The following is a 17,989-nucleotide window of genomic DNA, read 5'->3' on the forward strand; positions in this document are numbered from 1 at the left end:
ATCGCCCTTCAGCGCGGTCCGCGACGCGTCGTTCAGGCAGATCATGTGGCCCGACGGGTCGTTCTTGATCGTCAGGTTCTGCGCGTTGAACGCGGTGCGACCGATTCCAGAAGACGCGCAGAAAAAAGCCGGACGGCTGTCCGGCTTGCAGGAGGCGGCGCGTCGGCCGCGGTCAGAGCGGCACGTCGATCGTGCCCGCGCCGGTCGTGATCGCGTTCGCGCCCGGCGCGGCCGAGATCGGCGGCAGGTTCGCGCTCGACAGCGCGGGCGCGGCGCCCGGCGTGCCGCCGCGCGGTACCGTGCGCACCACCTGCGACGGCGGCAGCGGCGCGCCGTTCTTCAGATGCTTCCACATCAGGTTCAGCGCCTGCACGTTGTAGTAGTGAACCGGCACGAAACGCGTATCGAAGCCCGGAACCGACAGGAATGCGTCGAAGTGCTGGCCGTTCGTCACTTCGTAGAACACCAGCCGGCTGCGCCCGGCTTCGCTGATCCCGTTCTGCGCGACGTACGCGCGCGACGCGTGGTTCACCGGCACGAGCGCGTCACCGCGGCCCTGCACGATGATCGCCGGCTTGCCGTGCAGGTTCGCGTTCACGCGCACCGCGTCGACGTTCGCGGGCATCCCGAGCATTCCGTTCGTCCATAGCTGGCGCAGGCACAGCGCGCCGGCGAAGCTCGCATCGGGCGTCGCGAGCCGGTGGTCGACGCCCGCGCCGTCGTTGAACACGAGATTGATGCCGGCAGTCGGCGGCACGCCGTTGCCGGCGCCGAACACGGCCGGCATCGGCGATGCGGCGGGCGCCGCGACCGCGCCCGTCGCGTTCGTCGTCGCGAAGCTGAAGTTGCACAGGTTGTCGGTGACGCGCGAGCGCGTGTATGCGTTCGCATAGGTGACCGCGATCGCGGGAATCGCCTGCGAATCCCACATCGACGCCTGCAGCAGGTCGGAATCGGCCAGATAGCCGGCCGCGTGGAGCTGCGCGAGCGCGTCGGCCGCCTGGCTCTGCGTGTCGGCGCCCGACACCAGCCCGGCCGCGGCGAGCGTCGCGCAGCGCTGCGTGCGGATCGACTGCGTGGTCGCGGCCGGCAGCGCGCTCAGGTACGGCGCGCCGGCGAGCGACGCCGATGCGGCCGCGCACGGCTCCAGCAGGTTCGCGAGCGTCGCGTAATCGGCCAGCGGCCGGCCGAACGACGGCACCGGCTGGCCGCCCGCGCGGACCACCGCGTTCGGCGCCATCCGCACGTTGATCTGCGGCTCGCCGACCACGACCGCGGTGATCCAGCCGCGGTTGTCCTGCTCGGCCGCCGCGAGCGACGCGCCGCCGCCGTTGCTGACCGACGCGGCGATCGTCGTGATGTCGCCCGCGCGATAGCGCACGCCGCGACGCGAGCCGTCGATCAGCGGCCCGAACTGCTCATTGAGCGCCCAGTACGCGAATTCGACCGACTGCAGCGTCACGCGCCCCCAGTCCTGCTCGGGATTCTGTTGCGAATGCGCGTGCTTGAACGCATAGCGGTTCGGGAAGCGGTTGTTGAACGCGGCGAGATCGCCGCTCGTCACGTTCGCGGTGAACAGGCTCGCGGTGCCGGCCAGCACCGCGTTGGCGAGCGTGCCGTCGATCAGCGTGACGGTGTCGGAGCCGAGCTCGTGCGCGCCGTTGCCGCCGCCCTTGTCGTTGTAGGCCACCGCGCAGCCGCGCTTGAGCGCCCACTCGCCGGCCGCGGAAATCGCGCCGTACACGCCGCGCGAGCCGGACGACGTCGCGGTGACGATGCACGGCTGCGCGGGATCGAAGCGGGCGGGCACTTGCACGAGCAGCGTGACGTTTTTGGTGCCGCTGCCGTCGTCGGCATACGCAAGGTATTCAGTGCCGGGAATCTTGCCTTCGCCGAGCGTATCGTTGCCGTCGAGGTCGACGTTCGGCCCCCAGAAGCGGCCGTAGCCGCCGTTCGCGCTCATGTCGACGAGCGCGCGGTAGTTCGACCAGATGGCGAGGCGCCGCAATTCGGCGCTCGTCGGCCGCGCCGGATTCGCGAAGCCGGGCGCGCTCGCCGCGGCGAGCCCCGTCTTGCCGAGGCCGGCCGTCAGCAGGTCGTCGCTCGCGCCGTCGTAGGCCGTCGTGCGCACGCTGCCGGACACGAAGCCGGGCAACCGGTTGCGCTCGGCCGACTCGTCGCCGTTGCAGGCGCCGAGCATCGCGACCGCGGCCAGCGCCGCTCCCCACACCACCCGCCTGCCCCACCCGAGCTTCGTCATCGCCGCCCCCTCGATATCGTTATCGGTCCGCCGCCGCGCCGCGCGCGGCTTTCGGCCTCTGAAGCGCAAACGGGCCCCGGCATGCCGGGGCCCGCTGGAAACGGGCGCACGCGGCGCTCGCGCGCCGCCGCCCGGCGTTACTGCTGCTGAACCGTCAGCTTGTTCGAGACCGACGTCACACCCTTCACGCTCTTGGCTGCCTCTTCCGCCTTGTCGATCTGTGCCTGGTCGGGCACCGTGCCCTCCAGCGAGATCGCGCCGCCCTTCGAACGCACGACGATGTTCGCCACGTCGATGCCGCCCGCCTTCGTAATGGCCTTGCGCACCGCGTAGCCGAGCTTGCGGTTCGCCTTCTTCGCGGTTTTCGCGGCGGCCTTCGGCGCGCTCGCTGCGGCCGCCGGCGCTTCCGTCGCCGCTGCGTCGCTCGACTGCGCATACACGCTGCCCGACAGACAGGCCGCCACGGCGGCGACACCCAACGCTCTCAACACGATCGACTTCATGCTATCTCCTTATCACTTCGGAACGGCCGTGCACAGTACGGCCGGATACCCCCAAAAACAGCCGGCCCGCGCGCGAACGGGCGGGACAGCCGGTGTTTTCCACGGCGATACGAGAGAGGCGGCACGGGCCGGCGGCCGGCGCACGCGAGAAGCGGGCCAGCCGGGCCGGACAGCCGCCGGCCGGACGCGCCCGGTCTCATGACGTGCCGGGTCGCGCGCGATTCGGGCGCGGCTGCGTCGCACAATGTAATCCAGCGCCCGCCGAAGCGCAAAGCTTTTGACGCGACGGCCGCCGCCGCTGTCGCCGGACAGCCGCGCGAGCCCACCCGACTCGCGCATGCGCGGCGAAACCGGGTACCATCGCCGCGAGCATCCGTGTCGTCCGGTGACGACCGTCACCGATGCGTCACGCCAGCGTCATCCACCCACCCCATGAAGCCTGCCAGCCCTCGCCCGCCGCGCCGCATCCTCGCCCGCTTCGTCGCCGTCTCGTGGCGCGACCTCGCGCTGTCGATCGGCCCGACCGTGCTGCTCGCCGGCGCGGCCGTCTGGCTCGCGGTCAAGCTGATCCAGCCGGCGCCGCCGTCCACGCTCGTGATCTCGGCCGGGCCGCCCGGCAGCACGTACTGGAACGCCGCGCAGAAATACAAGACGATCCTCGCGAAAAACGGCGTCACGCTCGACGTCCAATCGTCCGAAGGTTCCGCGCAGAACCTCGCGCGGCTGTCGAACCCGAACGCGCCGGTCGACGTCGGTTTCGTGCAGAGCGGCATCGGCCCGAAGGAGCGCGACGAGCATCTCGTGTCGCTCGGCAGCATCGGCTACGTGCCGCTCGCGATCATGTACCGCGGCCCGGTCGTCGCGCGGCTGTCCGACTTCAAGGGCAAGCGGCTCGCGCTCGGCGCGGAAGGCAGCGGCGCGCGAGAGTTGAGCCTCGCGCTGCTGAAGATGAACGGCATCGTGCCGGGCGGCTCGACCGAGCTGCTGCCGACCGCCGGCGAGGACGCCGCGACCGCGCTGCTCGACGGCAAGATCGACGCGGCCTTCCTGTCGGGCGACTCGACGCAGATCCCGGTGATGGCGAAGCTGTTCCGCGCGCCGGGCGTGCACGTGTATTCGTTCACGCAGGCCGAGGCGTATGCGCGGCGGTTTCCGTACCTGACGGCGATCACGCTGCCGATGGGCGTCTACGATCTCGGCCGCAACCTGCCGCCCGCCGACATCCACACCGTCGCGCCGACGATCGAACTCGTCGCGCGCGACTCGCTGCACCCCGCGCTGTCCGACCTGCTGATCGAGGCCGCGCGCGAAGTGCACGGGCACGCGACGATCCTGCAGCACGCAGGCGAATTCCCGTCGTCCGTCACGCGCGGCTTCCCGCTGTCCGACGACGCCGCCCGCTACTACAAGTCGGGCAAGAGCTTCCTGTACCGGCGGCTGCCGTTCTGGGTCGCGAGCCTCGTCGACCGGCTGCTGGTGGTGGTCGTGCCGCTGATCGTCGTGCTGATTCCCGGGCTGCGGCTCGTACCGTCGCTGTACGGCTGGCGCGTGCGCTCGCGCATCTACCGCTGGTACGGCGCGCTGATCGCGCTCGAGCGCCGCGCGCTCGGCGAACACACGGCCGAGGAGCGCGTCCAGCTGCTCGACGAGCTCGACGACATCGAGGAAGCCGTGAACCGGATGAAGATGCCGCTCGCGTACGCCGGGCAGTTCTACGTGCTGCGCGAGCACATCGGCTTCGTGCGCGAACGGCTCACCGCGCAGGAGCCGGACACGCCGGCGGGCCCGCCCGCCGCCGGCAGCCCGCCGGCACGCACGGCAAGCGCGCCGCAGCCGGCCGGCGACGCCCCCCGGGCGACTCCCGGTTCCGCATGAGCGGACGATCCGCGATCATTGCTGCATGCGCGCGCCGCCGCGTAACATGGAGGCCGCCGTCAGGCGCCGCACGCCCCACCTTCTGGAGAACGACATGACAACCGGCCTCGATACCGCCCAACCCGCCTGGTTCTTCGACTTCGTGTCGCCGTTCTCGTATCTGCTGCTCGAGCAGCACGACAAATGGCCGGACGTGCCGTTCGACCCCGTGGCCGTGTCGCTCGCCGACCTGCAGCGCCACTGGGGCCAGCGTCCGAGCGCCGACGTGCCGGCCAAGCGCGTGTTCACGTACCGTCACGCGCTGTTTCGCGCGGAACAGCTCGGCATCCGCTTCAAGATGCCGCCCGCGCACCCGTTCGATTCGGACAAGGTGCTGCGCCTCGCGATCGCGCTGCGCGCCGATATCGCGACGGTGCTGGAAATGTTCCGCTTCATCTGGCGCGAAGGCAACGATCCGTCGACGCCGGAAGGCTTCGCGGCGCTGTGCGAACGCGTCGGCGTCGGCCACGGCGACGAGCTGATCGAATTCGAGGAAACCGCCGCGCAACTGACCCGCAACACGGCCGACGCGATCGCGCTCGGCGTGTTCGGCGTGCCGACCTTCTGGATGAACCAGCAACTGTTCTGGGGCGAGGACGCGCTGCCGATGGTGCTGTACTGCGCGCGCACGCCGAACTGGCTCGAATCGGGCGAGGTCAAGCGGATCAGCACGCTGCCGAAGGGCCGCGCGTGATGGCGTGCGTGATGGCCGGTATCACGCACGGCAACGCGCGGCTGCGGTAAGGTAACGGGCTGTTTTCATATGAAAACGGCCCCTTGGCGTCCCCCGCATCCCCCACCAATGGAAGACGACGACCGTACCGCCTCGCTCGACATCTGGCTCGTGCGCGTGTTGCGCACGCTGCTGCTCGAGCGCAGCGTCACGCAGGCCGCGCTGCGGCTGAACCAGACCCAGCCCGCGATCAGCACCGCGCTGCGCAAGCTGCGCGAAACGCTCAACGATCCGATCCTCGTACGCGGCAAATCCGGCATGGTGCCGACCGAATACGGCGCGTCGCTGCTCGAAGCCGCGTCGCGCGCGCTGCGCGAGGTCGATTTCATCGCGACGCCGCACGGCGAGTTCGATCCGTCGTCCGCGCGGCGCACGTTCCGCGTCGCCGCGCCCGACTACCTGAACGATTTCTTCATGCCGACGCTGATCGAGCGCTTTCGCGACGCGGCGCCGCATGCCCGTCTGGAAATCGATTCGCTGAACCCCGCGCTCGACCACGCGGCCGCGCTCGAGTCGGGCGCGCTCGATCTCGTGATCGGCAACTGGCCGAAGCCCGACCCGCAGTTCGCGCGCCAGGACCTGTTCTCCGACACGATCGTGTGCCTGATGCGCGACGCGCATCCGCTCGCCCGCGAGCCGCTCACGCGCGAAGCGTATGCGTCGGCCGCGCACGTCGCGCCTACCCCGTACACCGGCGACAAGCGCAATGCGATCGAGATCGGCCTGGCACGCGCGCGCCTCGCGCGGCGCGTCGTGACGACGCTGCCGTACTTCGGGATCGTGCCGCAGGTGCTGCTGCAGTCGGACCTGATCTTCACGACGACGCGCCGCTTCGCGACGCACTATGCGCAACTGCTGCCGCTCGTCGTCGTCGCGCCGCCCGTGCCGTTCCCGCGCATCAAGAGCTACCTGCTCACGCACCCGCAGCCCGACCGGCCGACCGACATCGCGTGGCTGTGCGCGCTGATGCAGAGCGTGTCCGACGAGCTGACGGTCGCCCGCACGCGCAAGCGCTGACGCGCGGCCGAAGCGCAGCGCGACGGGTCAGGCAGCGCGGCCGCTCAAACGGTGCAGAAGGTTTCCTGCAGATGGGTCCAGCGTACGACGCCCGCCGCGTCGCGCGCGAACACGGCGGTCGCGCGGCGCGCGGGCAACTCGCCCGCCGCCGCGTGCTGCGCTTCGCGATAGGTGAGCACCGCGTGCGACGCGTCCGCCGCGAGCACGCGGATCTCCGACAGCGCGATGCGCAGCCCCGGCTTCGCGCCGGCCAGCTTCGCGAACAGCGCGCGCATGCCGACGTGGTCGACCATGCGGCCGTCGGTCAGGACCATCGTGAAGTCGGCGGAAAACGCCGCGAGCAGCGCATCGAGCGCCGCCGGCGCGGTATCGACGCCGGACAGCCAGCGCTCGATGGCGACGAGGCTCGCATCGAGCGCGTCGAGATAGACGGAGTGATCGGACATGGGCGCGTGCACGGTAAAGTGAGCGCGGCCCGCTGCCGCGCGTTGCCGTGCAGTGTAGGCAAAATCGCGCGGCCGTGCGCCGGCCGCGCGGCATGACCGTTTTACCGCTGTTTTACCGCTGTCTTACCGCGCGCAGGACACCTCGTCGCGTGCGCGCCCGGCCGCGGCTGCCTTCGCATCGGCCACCGGCATCCCCGAACGCACCTGCAGCAACTCCGCGCAGACGGCCACCGCGATCGCGCCCGGCGCCTTGTCGACGATGCCGGCGACGCCGATCGGGCACACCATCTCGGCGAACCGCGCCGGATCGACGCCGCGCGCGGCGAGCCGGCGCTCGAACTTCACGCGCTTGGTGCGCGAGCCGATCATCCCGAAGTATGCGTAGTCGCGCCGCCGCATGATCCGCGCGGCGAGCGAGAAGTCGAGCGCGTGGTTGTGCGTCATCACGAGGAAATACGCGCCGGGCGGCGCCGCGTCGACGACGGCCTCCGGCGTGTCGGTCGGCTCCGGCTGCACGTTCGGCGGGCACTCGTCCGGGAACAGCTCGTCGCGCGTGTCGACCCACTGCACGACGCACGGCAATGCGCCGAGCAGCGTGACGAGCGCATGGCCGACGTGGCCCGCGCCGAACAGCACGACGTGCATCGGCGGCGGCGCACCGGTCGCGCGGTTGCGCTGGCCGGTGCCCGGCGCGAACGGCTGCAACGGCGAAGGCGCGCTGCCGCACGCGCCTTCGCACCCCGCGTCGGGCGCGTCGGACGCGGCACGCGGCGAACGAGCGGGGCCGTTCATGCCGGCCTCCGACGGGTCGCCCGAACGAAGCCGATCGCCCCGTCGGAGCCGACGCACGAAGCGAGCGGGCAGACGCCGTTCACGTCAGCCTGCCCGCGCGGCGTTCGCCGCCCGCACCGCCTGCACCGCGCGCAGGATCGACTCGCCGGTGGCCGGCGCGTCGAGCGGCGGGTTCACGCGATAGTCGCCGACCGCGGCGATCGCATCGCGCACCGCGAAGAACACCGAGAACGGCAGCAGCAGCGGCGGCTCGCCGACGGCCTTCGAGCGGTGGATGCTGTCCTCGACGTTGCGGTTCTGGAACAGCCGCACGTTGAACTCGGGCGGCGTGTCGTTCACGGTCGGGATCTTGTAGGTGGACGGCGCGTGCGTCATCAGCTTGCCGCCCTTGTTCCACCACAGCTCCTCGGTCGTCAGCCAGCCCATCCCCTGGATGAACGCGCCTTCGACCTGGCCGATGTCGAGCGCCGGGTTCAGCGACGCGCCCACGTCGTGCAGCGCATCGACGCGCAGCGTGCGCATCTCGCCCGTCAGCGTGTCGATCACGACTTCCGACACCGCCGCGCCGTACGCGTAGTAGTAGAACGGCCGGCCCTGCAGCTTCGATTGATCCCAGTGCAGCTTCGGCGTCGCGTAGAAGCCGTCGGACCACAGCTGCACGCGCGCGAGGTATGCCTTCGCGACCACTTCGCCGAACGGCACGCCATGGCCGCCGACCCACACGACGTCGTTGCCGAACGTCACGTCGGCCGCCTCGACCTTGCCGTCGCCGAACTGCTTCGCCGCGAATGCCGCGAGCCGCTCGCGCAACTGGCGCGCCGCGTCCTGCGCGGCCTTGCCGTTCAGGTCCGAGCCCGTCGACGCGGCCGTCGCGGACGTGTTCGCGACCTTGCTCGTGTCGGTCGCCGTCACGCGGACCCGGCCGAAGCGGATGCCGAGCTCGTGCGCGACCACCTGCGCGACCTTCGTGTTGAGCCCCTGCCCCATCTCCGTGCCGCCGTGGTTCACGAGCACCGAGCCGTCGGTGTAGATGTGCACCAGCGCGCCGGCCTGGTTGAAGTGCGTGACGTTGAACGCGATGCCGAACTTCACCGGCGTGAGTGCGATACCCTTCTTCAGCACCGTGTTGCGTGCGTTGAATGCGCGCACGCCCGCGCGCCGCGCGCGGTAGTCGCTCGTCGCCTCGAGTTCGCCGAGCAGCTCCTGCAGCACGTTGTCCTCGATCGTCTGCCCGTACGGCGTCACGTTGCGTTCGGTCTTGCCGTACAGGTTCGCGTAGCGCACGTCGAGCGGATCGCGGCCGAGCGAACGCGCGATGTCGTCGAGGATGTATTCGATCGCGAACGCGCCCTGCGGGCCGCCGAAGCCGCGGAACGCGGTGTTCGACTGCGTGTTGGTCCTGCCGCAGTAGCCGGCGATGTCGACGTCGCCGAGCCAGTACGCGTTGTCGAAATGGCACACCGCGCGCGTCATCACCGGGCCGGACAGGTCGGCCGAGAAGCCGCAGCGCGACGTCATGTCGAGCGCGACGCCGTCGATGCGGCCGTCGTCGTCGTAGCCGACGTCGAAGCGGTAATGGAAGTCGTGCCGCTTGCCGGTGATCATCATGTCGTCGTCGCGGTCCGGACGCAGTTTCACCGGGCACAGCAGCTTCCATGCGGCGAGCGCCGCGCAGCATGCGAACAGGCCCGACTGCGATTCCTTGCCGCCGAACCCGCCGCCCATCCGGCGGCATTCGACCAGCACGTTGTGCGACGCCACGCCGAGCACGTGCGCGACGAGGTGCTGCATCTCGCTCGGGTGCTGCGTCGAGCAGTACACGTGCATGCCGTCGTCGTCCTTCGGCACCGCGTATGCGATCTGTCCTTCGAGGTAGAACTGCTCCTGCCCGCCGAGCAGCATCTCGCCCGACTCGCGGTGCGGCGCGGCGGCGAGCCGCGCGGCCGCGTCGCCGCGCGCGAGCTTCAGCGGCGGGATCACGTAGGATTCGGCCGCGCGCGCTTCCTGCGCGGTCAGGATCGCGGGCAGCTCCTCGTACTCGACCTGCGCGCGGCGCGCGGCAAGCCGCGCGGTTTCATGCGACGTCGCGACGACGATGAACATCGGCTGGCCGACGAACTGCACGACGCCGTTCGCGAGCACCGGATCGTCGTGGATGATCGGGCCGCAATCGTTGACGCCCGGAATGTCGTCGGCCGTGAATACCGCGACCACGCCCGGCGTCGCACGCACCGCGTCGAAGTTCATCGACACGATCTTCGCGTGCGGCTTCGCCGACAACCCGAGCGCCGCGTGCAGCGTGCCCGCGACGACCGGAATGTCGTCGGTGTAGGTGGCGCGCCCGCTCACGTGCAGGTGGGCCGATTCGTGGGCGCGCGAGACGTGCACCTGCGCGGCGTCGGCCTGCGGGTCGAGGGTGCTCAGGAACGGTTCTGCTTGCTGGTTCATGTTCGGTGTTCTCCGTCGTCAGACGCGCGCCGCGTCGTCGGCCACTTCGGCGCCTGCTTCGGCGGCCACTTCGCGCACGTTCAGCGCCTGCGGCGGCAGCGGGTCGTGCGCACGCGTCTCCAGCCAGAAGCGATAGATCAGGTTCTTCGCGGTATCGAGGCGATACGCGCTCGTCGCGCGCATGTCGGACAGCGGCTGGTAGTCGCGCTCGAGCGCCTGCATCGCCGCCTGCGCGGTGGCTTCGTGCCACTGCGCGCCGTCGAGCACGGCTTCCGTGTGGGTCGCGCGCTTCGGCGTCGCGGCCATCCCGCCGAACGCGATGCGCGGCTCGCGGATCGTGTCGCCGTCCGCGATGAACGCGAACGCCGCGCACACGGCCGAGATGTCCGAGTCGAAGCGCTTCGACAGCTTGTACGTGCGGAACCGCAGCTTGTCGCGCGCGCCGGTGCGGGTCGGCACTTTCAGGCCGACGACGAATTCGTGCGGCGCCATGTCCTTCTGCTGGTAGCCCGTGTAGAGCGCCTCGAGCGGCAGCTCGCGCACCGTGTCGCCGCCGCGCAGCACGACGCGCGCGCCGAGCGCGATCAGGCCCGGCATCGAATCGCCGATCGGCGAGCCGTTCGCGACGTTGCCGCCCATCGTGCCCGCGTTGCGGATCGGCAGCGACGCGAAGCGCTTCCACATCTCGGTCAGCTCCGGATACGTGCCGGCCAGCGCCGCATAGGCCTTCTCGACCGTCACGCCCGCGCCGATCCCGATCCAGTCGTCGCCGTGAACGATCTGCTGCAGCTCGGCGATCTGGCCGACGTAGATCAGGTCGTCGAGGCGGCGCATCTGCTTGGTCACCCACAGGCCGATGTCGGTGCTGCCGGCGAGAATGCGCGCATCGGGACGCTCGGCCTTCAGCGCGGCCAGCGCGTCGAGCGTGCGCGGCGCCGCGAAGCGCGCGCCGTCGATCGTCGTGTAGTCGAACGTGTCGTCGCGCTTCAGCGACGCAAGCGTGCGGGCAAGCGCGGCGGTGTCGACGGGCGCGGCGGGCGCCGGTGCACCTTCGCCGGCCACGCCTACGCCGGCCCGATCGAACATCCGCACCGCCGCATCGACGATCGGGCGATACCCGGTACAGCGGCACAGGTTGCCGGTCAGCGCATCGGCGATCTCGGTGCGCGTCGGCACGTCCTTCGCCTTCGCGCATGCACTGCCGCAACCTTCGTGGCCATGCTTCTCGTACAGCGCCCACATCGACATCACGAAGCCCGGCGTGCAGAACCCGCATTGCGAACCGTGGCAATCGACCATCGCCTGCTGCACCGGATGCAGCGTGCCGTCCGGCCGACGCAGGTCCTCGACCGTGAGCAGCGCCTTGCCGTCGAGCGTCGGCAGGAACTGGATGCATGCGTTGACGGCCTTGAACTCGACCGCGCCGGCGTCGGTCAGCTCGCCGACGACGACCGTGCACGCGCCGCAGTCGCCTTCCGCGCAGCCTTCCTTGGTGCCGGTGCAATGCGCGTCCTCGCGCAGGTATTGCAGCACGGTGCGGGTCACGTCCGCGCCGCTGACTTCGCGGATCGCGTGACGATGGTAGAAGCGAATCGGCTCACTCATGTCTCGGCGTTTCTTCAAATTGGGGGCAAGGCGGCCTGCGCGGAGCGCTCGACCGACGTTTTTCCGACAGTTTGCACGCTATCACCGTCAAATTCCGCAACCCATAGCCCATCACGCATGCGGCTCATATAACTGCCGCGATATGCGCGCACGGCGGGGCCCGGGCCCTTGCCGCGCGGGGCGCTTCGCCCGCTCCCGGGCGCAGACCATCGCCCTCTTCCTGAATAGGGGCGCGGTTAACTAAACGGTACCTGCGGGAAAACCGGTTCCATGGGAAAATCCCGATTCCCTTTCCTGCCGTTTTCCGTTCGTTTCGCCATTCGTTCCGACCCCATGTCATCCGATTCCGCCACACCGCCGCGCAGCGGGTTCGCGCTCACGCTGCAAATCGTGTCCGTCGTCTGCTTCACGTTCATCTGCTACCTGACCATCGGCCTGCCGCTCGCGGTGCTGCCGGGCTTCGTCCACGACGAGCTCGGCTTTTCCGCGATCGTCGCGGGCGGCGCGATCAGCGTCCAGTACTTCGCGACGCTCGCGTCGCGGCCGCTCGCCGGGCGCCTCGCCGATACGCTCGGGCCGAAGCAGACGGTGCTGCGCGGGCTGATCGGCTGCGGCGTGTCGGGCGTGCTGCTGCTCGTCGCGCTGCTGCTCGCGCACTGGCCGGTCGCGAGCCTGGTGCTGCTGGTCGTGAGCCGGCTCGTGCTCGGCGTCGGCGAAAGCCTGTGCGGCACCGGCGCGATCCTGTGGGGCATCGGCCGGGTCGGCGTCGCGCACAACGCGAAGGTGATCTCGTGGAACGGCATCGCGACCTATGGCGCGCTCGCGCTCGGCGCGCCGGTGGGCGTCGCGATCGCGCATACGCTGAATCCGGCGCTGATCGGCGTGATCGTGATCGCGCTCGCCGCGCTCGGCTTCTACCTCGCCCGCCTGATCGCGCCCGTGCCGCTCGTGCACGGCGAACGGATGTCGTATGCGAGCGTGTTCACGCGCGTGCTGCCGCACGGCCTCGGCCTCGCGCTCGGCTCGGCCGGCTTCGGCTCGATCGCGACCTTCGTCACGCTGTACTACGCGGCGCGCCACTGGCCGAACGCCGCACTGTCGCTCACCGTATTCGGCACGCTGTTCATCGGCGCGCGCCTGCTGTTCGCGAACACGATCAAGACGTACGGCGGCTTCCGCGTCGCGATCGTGTCGTTTGCGTTCGAATGCGCGGGCCTCGTGCTGCTGTGGCTCGCGCCGGTGCCGCACGTCGCGCTGGTCGGCGCGGCGCTGACGGGCTTCGGCTTCGCGCTGATCTTCCCGGCGCTCGGCGTCGAGGCCGTCGCGCTCGTGCCGGCCGCGAGCCGCGGCGCGGCGCTGTCCGCGTATTCGGTGTTCCTCGACCTGTCGCTCGGCATCACCGGCCCGCTCGCCGGCTATGTCGCGGGCGCGTTCGGCTATCCGCAGGTGTTCCTGTTCGCGGCGGTGGCCGCCGCGGCAGGCGTCGCGCTGTCGATGATGCTGTACCAGCGGCAGGCGCGGGTGGCGGGGAGCGGTGCGGCGGCGTGAGAAGCGGGAGGCGCGTTGCCGCGCCCGCGACGCACATCAACGCAGTAGTACGTTGAAGTCCCGCAATACGCGGGCCGCATCGGGATGACGCCTGAACGGGATGGCGCGCCCGAGCGAGAGCTTCGGTTCGGCACGATCGAAGAGCACGAGCGCTTCCGACGTGTTGAGATGGCGCGACATGTACAAAAACCCGTCGACGCGGCGGGGATGCCGGTGGAGGGCAAGCGACCACCGTTGCGGAACGTCGTACGGTGCGAGGGTCGACAACGCACCGTCACCCCCGAGATTTTTCAGCGGCAAGCCGTGCAGGACGGCGACGGTCAACGGCGCGCCGTCAAATGAAAGGACGTAGCGATCAAGCTCGGTCGTCACGAGTGGAAAGCCACCCAGCACCAGATCGGCGACTTCGTCGTGCAGCACCGTCTCGGCGAATGCGCAATGCAGATCGAAACCGAAATAGCTGGTGCCGTACCGCCGCCGCTTGCGCGGATCGTCGAAGCGATTGCCGCCCGATTTCCCGAAGTGGGGCTCGCCGGTCGCATATCGCGAGATACGCACCAGCGCCGTCGGCGCCACCTCGCGCGTCACCAGTGTCGCGCTCGCGAAATGTTCCCCCGGCGCCGTCAGCAAACGGGCCGCCTAGCGCTCGGCGAACGCCGTGGCGGCGCGCTCGACTTCGTCCACCTTCCCGCGCGACAGCGCGACGAGCGGCGTAACGTTGCCCAGCGACGCCTTCGGCGTCGTGAAGAACTGCCATTTGCTCCATCCCGGCAAATCGCCCAGACATTGGGTCACCCTGCCCAACGTCTTCCGATCGATATCTCCCGTCAGGTAGAAGGCCGGATAGTACTGTGCGGCGCCGACATCGACCGTGAAGATCCGGCCGGACGCCACGGCCTTGCTGAGCGCCTGCCGCGTCATGCCGAGGCCGGCCCATGTCTGCGCGGCGGGCAGCAGCTTGCCGTCGGCGACCAGCATGCGCCGTTCCGCCTGCACCTGCCGCTCCAGATCGGCGGCGACGCCCGCCGCCCGCTTCTTCCCGCCGGTCGGCTTCCTGTCGCGCGTCGCGGCAGCGGCGATGCCGAACGTGATCGTGCCGGCCAGATCGATGACCTGCGCGATGCCGGCCTTGAACAGATGCCCCAATTGCTCGTCGGACAGGCTGAGCAGCGCCCGCGCGCGATCGGGGCCGAGCATGGTCGCGGCGCCGACAGCGCTGCGCAGCGCTTCCTCCGCCTCGACATCAAGAACGACGGCCGTCCCTTCCAGCGTATGCGCTCGCGCAATCATCATCACCTCCCGTCACGTCCGGAATGATCGAGCGTAGCCCTGAATCGAAACCAAGTCAACCGTGTCAACCAAATGGGCCGTTCGCCGGTTGCGTCGATCATGTGTTCGCGCAACCGCGAACTTCTCATGCCGTCCGCAGAAACAACCTCCGCGCGAGGTCGAATGCGACGAGATTGCCGGCCACCACGAGCAGCAGCCCGACCACCGCCAGCGGCGACCACTGGTAACCCTCGAACACCGTCGACACGGCCAGCGCGACGATCGGGAACAGCACCGTGCAGTACGCGGCGCGCTCCGGCCCGATCCGGCCGACGAGCGTGAGGTATGCGGTGAAGCCGATCACCGAGCCCGGCACGGCCAGGTACACGAGCGCGCCGAGATAGCGCGGGCTCATGTCGAGCGTGAACGGCATTCCGGCCGCCGCGCTGCCGACGGTCAGGATCGCCGCGCCGATCAGCATCGCCCAGCCGTTGGTCGCGAGCGGGTGCAGCCCCATCGACTGCATCCGGCTCGACAGCAGGTTGCCCGCCGAGAAGCACATCGTGCCGGCGAACGCGATCGCGAGCCCCGCCCAGGTCGCGTGGTCGTCGAGATGGCCGGCCATCTGCTGCCAGAACAGGCACGCGATGCCGGTCAGCCCGAGCAGCGCGCCGGCGATCGCCGACGGCCGCAGCGGGCGGCCCATGAACAGCCGGCCGTTGATCGAGTTCAGCAGCGGCGCGGTCGAGAAGATCACCGCGACGAGCCCGCTCGGCACGACCTGCTCCGCGTAGTAGAAGCACAGGAAATTCAGGCAGAACAGCGCGAAGCCTTGCGCGACGAGAAAGCGCCACGCTTCGCGCGGCGGCCGCACCGGGCGGCGCATCACGCGCAGCAGCGCGAACAGCACGGCGGCCGCGAGCCAGAAGCGCCACGCGATCGACACGGGCGGCGGCACCGAGCCGAGCTGCCATTTGATCGCGATCCAGGTGGTGCCCCAGATCAGCACGGTGACGAAATAAAGCGACAGGTTCATGGCGGCAATCCGGACAATCGGGTGAATCGGGATCCCGACTATGCCGCCGCACGACGCGTGCCGATTGTCCGGAATTGCGGTCTTTTTCGGCGGGCCGCACGCGGCGCCGCGCGCCCGCTTATACTCGGCGCATCATGAGTCTCTCCCTCTGCGCCCCGCCCATCGACCGCGCCGCCGCCCTGGCCGGCGGCGATCTGCCGTTCGGCCTGCAGTCGGTGTGCCGCACGCTCGCCGACGCGAACGCGACGCTCGAGCGCTTCGCGTGGCTCGGCGACCATCTCGCGATCGCCGAATGGACGCGAATCACCGACGAAAGCGAGACGGTCTACGAGCAGCCCGGCCACCACACGCTGTCGTGCTACCTCGACGGCGGCTACCGGACCGAGCGCCAGCGCGTGCCGCGCTACGGCGCGCCGAGCCTGCTGTGTGCGTTGCCGGGCGATCACGAATCACGCTGGTGGGTGCGCGGCGAAATGCATTTCATCCATTTGTATTTCCTGCCCGAGCACTTCACGCAGCGCGCGATCCGCGAGCTCGATCGCGAGCCGCGCGAGCTGAAGCTCGCCGATCGCACCTATTTCGAGGATGCGCGCGTCGCCGCGCTGCTGCGCTCGCTCGCGCTGGACGGCTGGGACGATGCCGACGAGCGGCTGCGCGTGAACGAGACCGCGCACGAAGTACTGAGCCTGCTGCTGCGCGGGCAGAGCACGATGCGCACCGACACGTCGTTCCGCGGCGGGCTCGCGCCGGCCGTGCGCCGCCGCGTGCGCGACTACATCGACACGTACCTGACGCAGCCGCTGACGCTCGGCGAACTCGCGGAGGTCGCCGCGCTGTCCGAATATCACTTCTCGCGGATGTTCCGGCTGTCGTTCGGCCGCGCGCCGCACGCGTGGGTGGCCGAGCAACGGCTCGCCCGGGCCCGCGAGCTGCTGCGCACGACCGCGCTGCCGCTCGCGCAGATCGCGGCCGACTGCGGCTACGCGAACGCCGGCCACTTCAGCCATCGCTTTCGCGACGCGCACGGCACGACGCCGAATACGTACCGGCGCGCGATGCAGCGCCGCTGAGCGCGGCCCCGTGCCGCGCCTCCCGGCTTACGCGCCGCGCCGCGACAGTTCCTGTTCGAGCGCCGCGACGCCGGCCGGCAGGTCGACCGGCACCTTCAGGTCGACCATCGTGCGGCCGAATGCATGCAGCGTGCGGAACAGGTTGTGTTCGCGGCACTGCTCGCCCATCTGGCCGATCCGCACGATCGGCAACCCGAACGAACCGGAGATCTCGACCTGGTACTGCTTCGAGATATGGCCGCACACCATCCCGGGCGTGAGCCGTTCCGGCGTCTCGATCCCGACCACCGAATTGAGCCGGCAGTCCTTCGGCGCATACAGCTTGAGCCCCATCGATTCGACGCCCGCCTGCAGCGCCAGCGAGCAGCGCAGGTGGCGCGCGAAGCGGCTCTCGAGCGTCTCCGCGCACACGAGCCGCAGCGCCTCGTGCAGCGCGAGCACGCCCGACACGGGCGCCGTGTAGTGATAGCCGGCGTTGTGCCAGAAGTTCTCCGCGAGCGCCATGTCGAGGCACCAGTGCGCATTCGGCTCGGGACGGTGCTTCATGCGTTCCCACGCGGCATCGGAGAACGCGATCAGCGACACGCCCGGGATCGACGACAGCCCCTTCTGGCCGCCGGTGATCACCGCGTCGATGCCCCACGCGTCCATCTCGAGCGGCATCGTCGACAGCGTGCATACCGCATCGACGACGACCAGCGCGCCGGCCGCCTTCGCGAGCGCGGCGATGTCGCGCAGGTCGCGATTCCACACGGTGTTCGACGTCTCGCCCTGCACGATCGTGACGATCTCGGGCCGCTCGCGCGCGATCGCGTCGGCGATCTCGTCGAGGCTCGCGACCGCGCGGTCGGCCACTTCGAGCGTCGCGACGTCGGCGCCGACCCGCATGGCCATCTCGGCCATCCGCGCGCTGAAGAACCCGTTGCGGATCGACAGCACGCGCGTGCCGCGCCACGCGAGGTTCGAGATCGCCATTTCCATCGCGGCCGAGCCGGGGCCCGCGACGCCGAGCACCCATTTCGTGCGGGTCTGGAACACGTAGCGCGCCATCTCCTTGACCTGCTCGATGATCTTCGCCATCGTCGCGCCGAGGTGATTGATCACGATCGTGTTCGCCTTGGCGACGGCGGCCGGGATCGGGACCGGGCCGGCCCCCATCATCAGCAGCGGTTCTTCGGGCAGGATCGCGTCGAGCGGCACGACGACGGGACAGGGAATCGGCGAATGATCGATGGACATGGCTGGAAAAGTGAGGAAAGGAAGTGCGCGAACGCCCGCGGGACGGCGCCCGTTGCACGCGCCCGTTGCACGCGCAGCGAACTGAACGATCATTCCGTGTTCCGCCGCC

The 17,989-nt window shown here is 69.9% G+C and carries 15 protein-coding genes; 5 read left to right on the forward strand and 10 right to left on the reverse strand.

Annotated features, from left to right (window positions below):
* Positions 1-172: 172 nt before the first annotated feature.
* Both QZM15_RS07135 and QZM15_RS07140 read right to left on the reverse strand, forming a co-directional pair.
* Positions 173-2,260: a D-(-)-3-hydroxybutyrate oligomer hydrolase gene (locus QZM15_RS07135; RefSeq protein WP_302106107.1), complete on the reverse strand. Its 2,088-nt coding sequence runs from the start codon at positions 2,258-2,260 to the stop codon at positions 173-175.
* Positions 2,261-2,397: 137 nt separating this feature from the next.
* Positions 2,398-2,763, reverse strand: a complete 366-nt coding sequence (locus QZM15_RS07140; RefSeq protein ID WP_059574226.1) for a BON domain-containing protein — start codon at positions 2,761-2,763, stop codon at positions 2,398-2,400.
* Between the two features lie 432 nt (positions 2,764-3,195).
* Here QZM15_RS07140 and QZM15_RS07145 point away from each other — a divergent pair, with 432 nt between their 5' ends.
* From QZM15_RS07145 to QZM15_RS07155, 3 genes are all read left to right on the forward strand, one after another.
* On the forward strand, positions 3,196-4,638 hold the full coding sequence (locus tag QZM15_RS07145) for a TAXI family TRAP transporter solute-binding subunit (RefSeq protein WP_059574227.1): 1,443 nt from the start codon (positions 3,196-3,198) through the stop codon (positions 4,636-4,638).
* Between the two features lie 94 nt (positions 4,639-4,732).
* Positions 4,733-5,371, forward strand: coding sequence for a 2-hydroxychromene-2-carboxylate isomerase (locus QZM15_RS07150; protein ID WP_059574337.1), 639 nt, complete (start codon positions 4,733-4,735; stop codon positions 5,369-5,371).
* A 108-nt stretch (positions 5,372-5,479) separates the two neighbouring features.
* Positions 5,480-6,427 (forward strand): LysR family transcriptional regulator, encoded by a 948-nt coding sequence (locus QZM15_RS07155; protein ID WP_059574228.1) that lies wholly within the window; start codon positions 5,480-5,482, stop codon positions 6,425-6,427.
* Between the two features lie 44 nt (positions 6,428-6,471).
* Here the strand turns inward: QZM15_RS07155 and QZM15_RS07160 are convergent, their stop codons facing one another.
* The 4 genes from QZM15_RS07160 to xdhA form a co-directional block, all read right to left on the reverse strand.
* Complete coding sequence (locus tag QZM15_RS07160; protein WP_226224161.1) at positions 6,472-6,873, reverse strand: polyketide cyclase; 402 nt, start codon at positions 6,871-6,873, stop codon at positions 6,472-6,474.
* Between the two features lie 123 nt (positions 6,874-6,996).
* On the reverse strand, positions 6,997-7,665 hold the full coding sequence (gene xdhC, locus QZM15_RS07165; RefSeq protein ID WP_302106108.1) for a xanthine dehydrogenase accessory protein XdhC: 669 nt from the start codon (positions 7,663-7,665) through the stop codon (positions 6,997-6,999).
* A gap of 84 nt (positions 7,666-7,749) precedes the next feature.
* Positions 7,750-10,113, reverse strand: a complete 2,364-nt coding sequence (gene xdhB, locus QZM15_RS07170; RefSeq protein ID WP_302106109.1) for a xanthine dehydrogenase molybdopterin binding subunit — start codon at positions 10,111-10,113, stop codon at positions 7,750-7,752.
* Between the two features lie 18 nt (positions 10,114-10,131).
* Positions 10,132-11,718 carry a xanthine dehydrogenase small subunit gene (gene xdhA, locus QZM15_RS07175; RefSeq protein ID WP_302106110.1) on the reverse strand — a complete coding sequence of 529 codons (1,587 nt, stop codon included), beginning with the start codon at positions 11,716-11,718 and terminating at the stop codon, positions 10,132-10,134.
* A gap of 333 nt (positions 11,719-12,051) precedes the next feature.
* On the opposite strand from xdhA, the gene QZM15_RS07180 reads away from it, so the two are divergent.
* A complete protein-coding gene (locus tag QZM15_RS07180) occupies positions 12,052-13,266 on the forward strand; it encodes an MFS transporter (protein WP_124859706.1) in 1,215 nt (404 codons plus the stop codon).
* 36 nt (positions 13,267-13,302) lie between these two features.
* On the opposite strand, the gene QZM15_RS07185 is transcribed toward QZM15_RS07180, so the two are convergent.
* The 3 genes from QZM15_RS07185 to QZM15_RS07195 form a co-directional block, all read right to left on the reverse strand.
* Positions 13,303-13,896, reverse strand: coding sequence for an RES family NAD+ phosphorylase (locus tag QZM15_RS07185; RefSeq protein WP_302106111.1), 594 nt, complete (start codon positions 13,894-13,896; stop codon positions 13,303-13,305).
* Between the two features lie 9 nt (positions 13,897-13,905).
* On the reverse strand, positions 13,906-14,559 hold the full coding sequence (locus QZM15_RS07190; protein WP_226093709.1) for a hypothetical protein: 654 nt from the start codon (positions 14,557-14,559) through the stop codon (positions 13,906-13,908).
* Positions 14,560-14,680: 121 nt separating this feature from the next.
* A complete protein-coding gene (locus tag QZM15_RS07195; protein ID WP_059642048.1) occupies positions 14,681-15,571 on the reverse strand; it encodes a DMT family transporter in 891 nt (296 codons plus the stop codon).
* Between the two features lie 134 nt (positions 15,572-15,705).
* Between QZM15_RS07195 and QZM15_RS07200 the strand changes: the two genes are divergently transcribed.
* Positions 15,706-16,641: an AraC family transcriptional regulator gene (locus QZM15_RS07200; protein WP_060965628.1), complete on the forward strand. Its 936-nt coding sequence runs from the start codon at positions 15,706-15,708 to the stop codon at positions 16,639-16,641.
* Positions 16,642-16,668: 27 nt separating this feature from the next.
* On the opposite strand, the gene QZM15_RS07205 is transcribed toward QZM15_RS07200, so the two are convergent.
* Positions 16,669-17,880, reverse strand: coding sequence for an alanine--glyoxylate aminotransferase family protein (locus QZM15_RS07205; protein ID WP_302106112.1), 1,212 nt, complete (start codon positions 17,878-17,880; stop codon positions 16,669-16,671).
* Positions 17,881-17,989 lie beyond the last annotated feature (109 nt).

It is taken from the genome of Burkholderia sp. AU44665, assembly GCF_030504405.1.
GTDB classification, from domain to species: Bacteria; Pseudomonadota; Gammaproteobacteria; order Burkholderiales; family Burkholderiaceae; genus Burkholderia; species Burkholderia semiarida.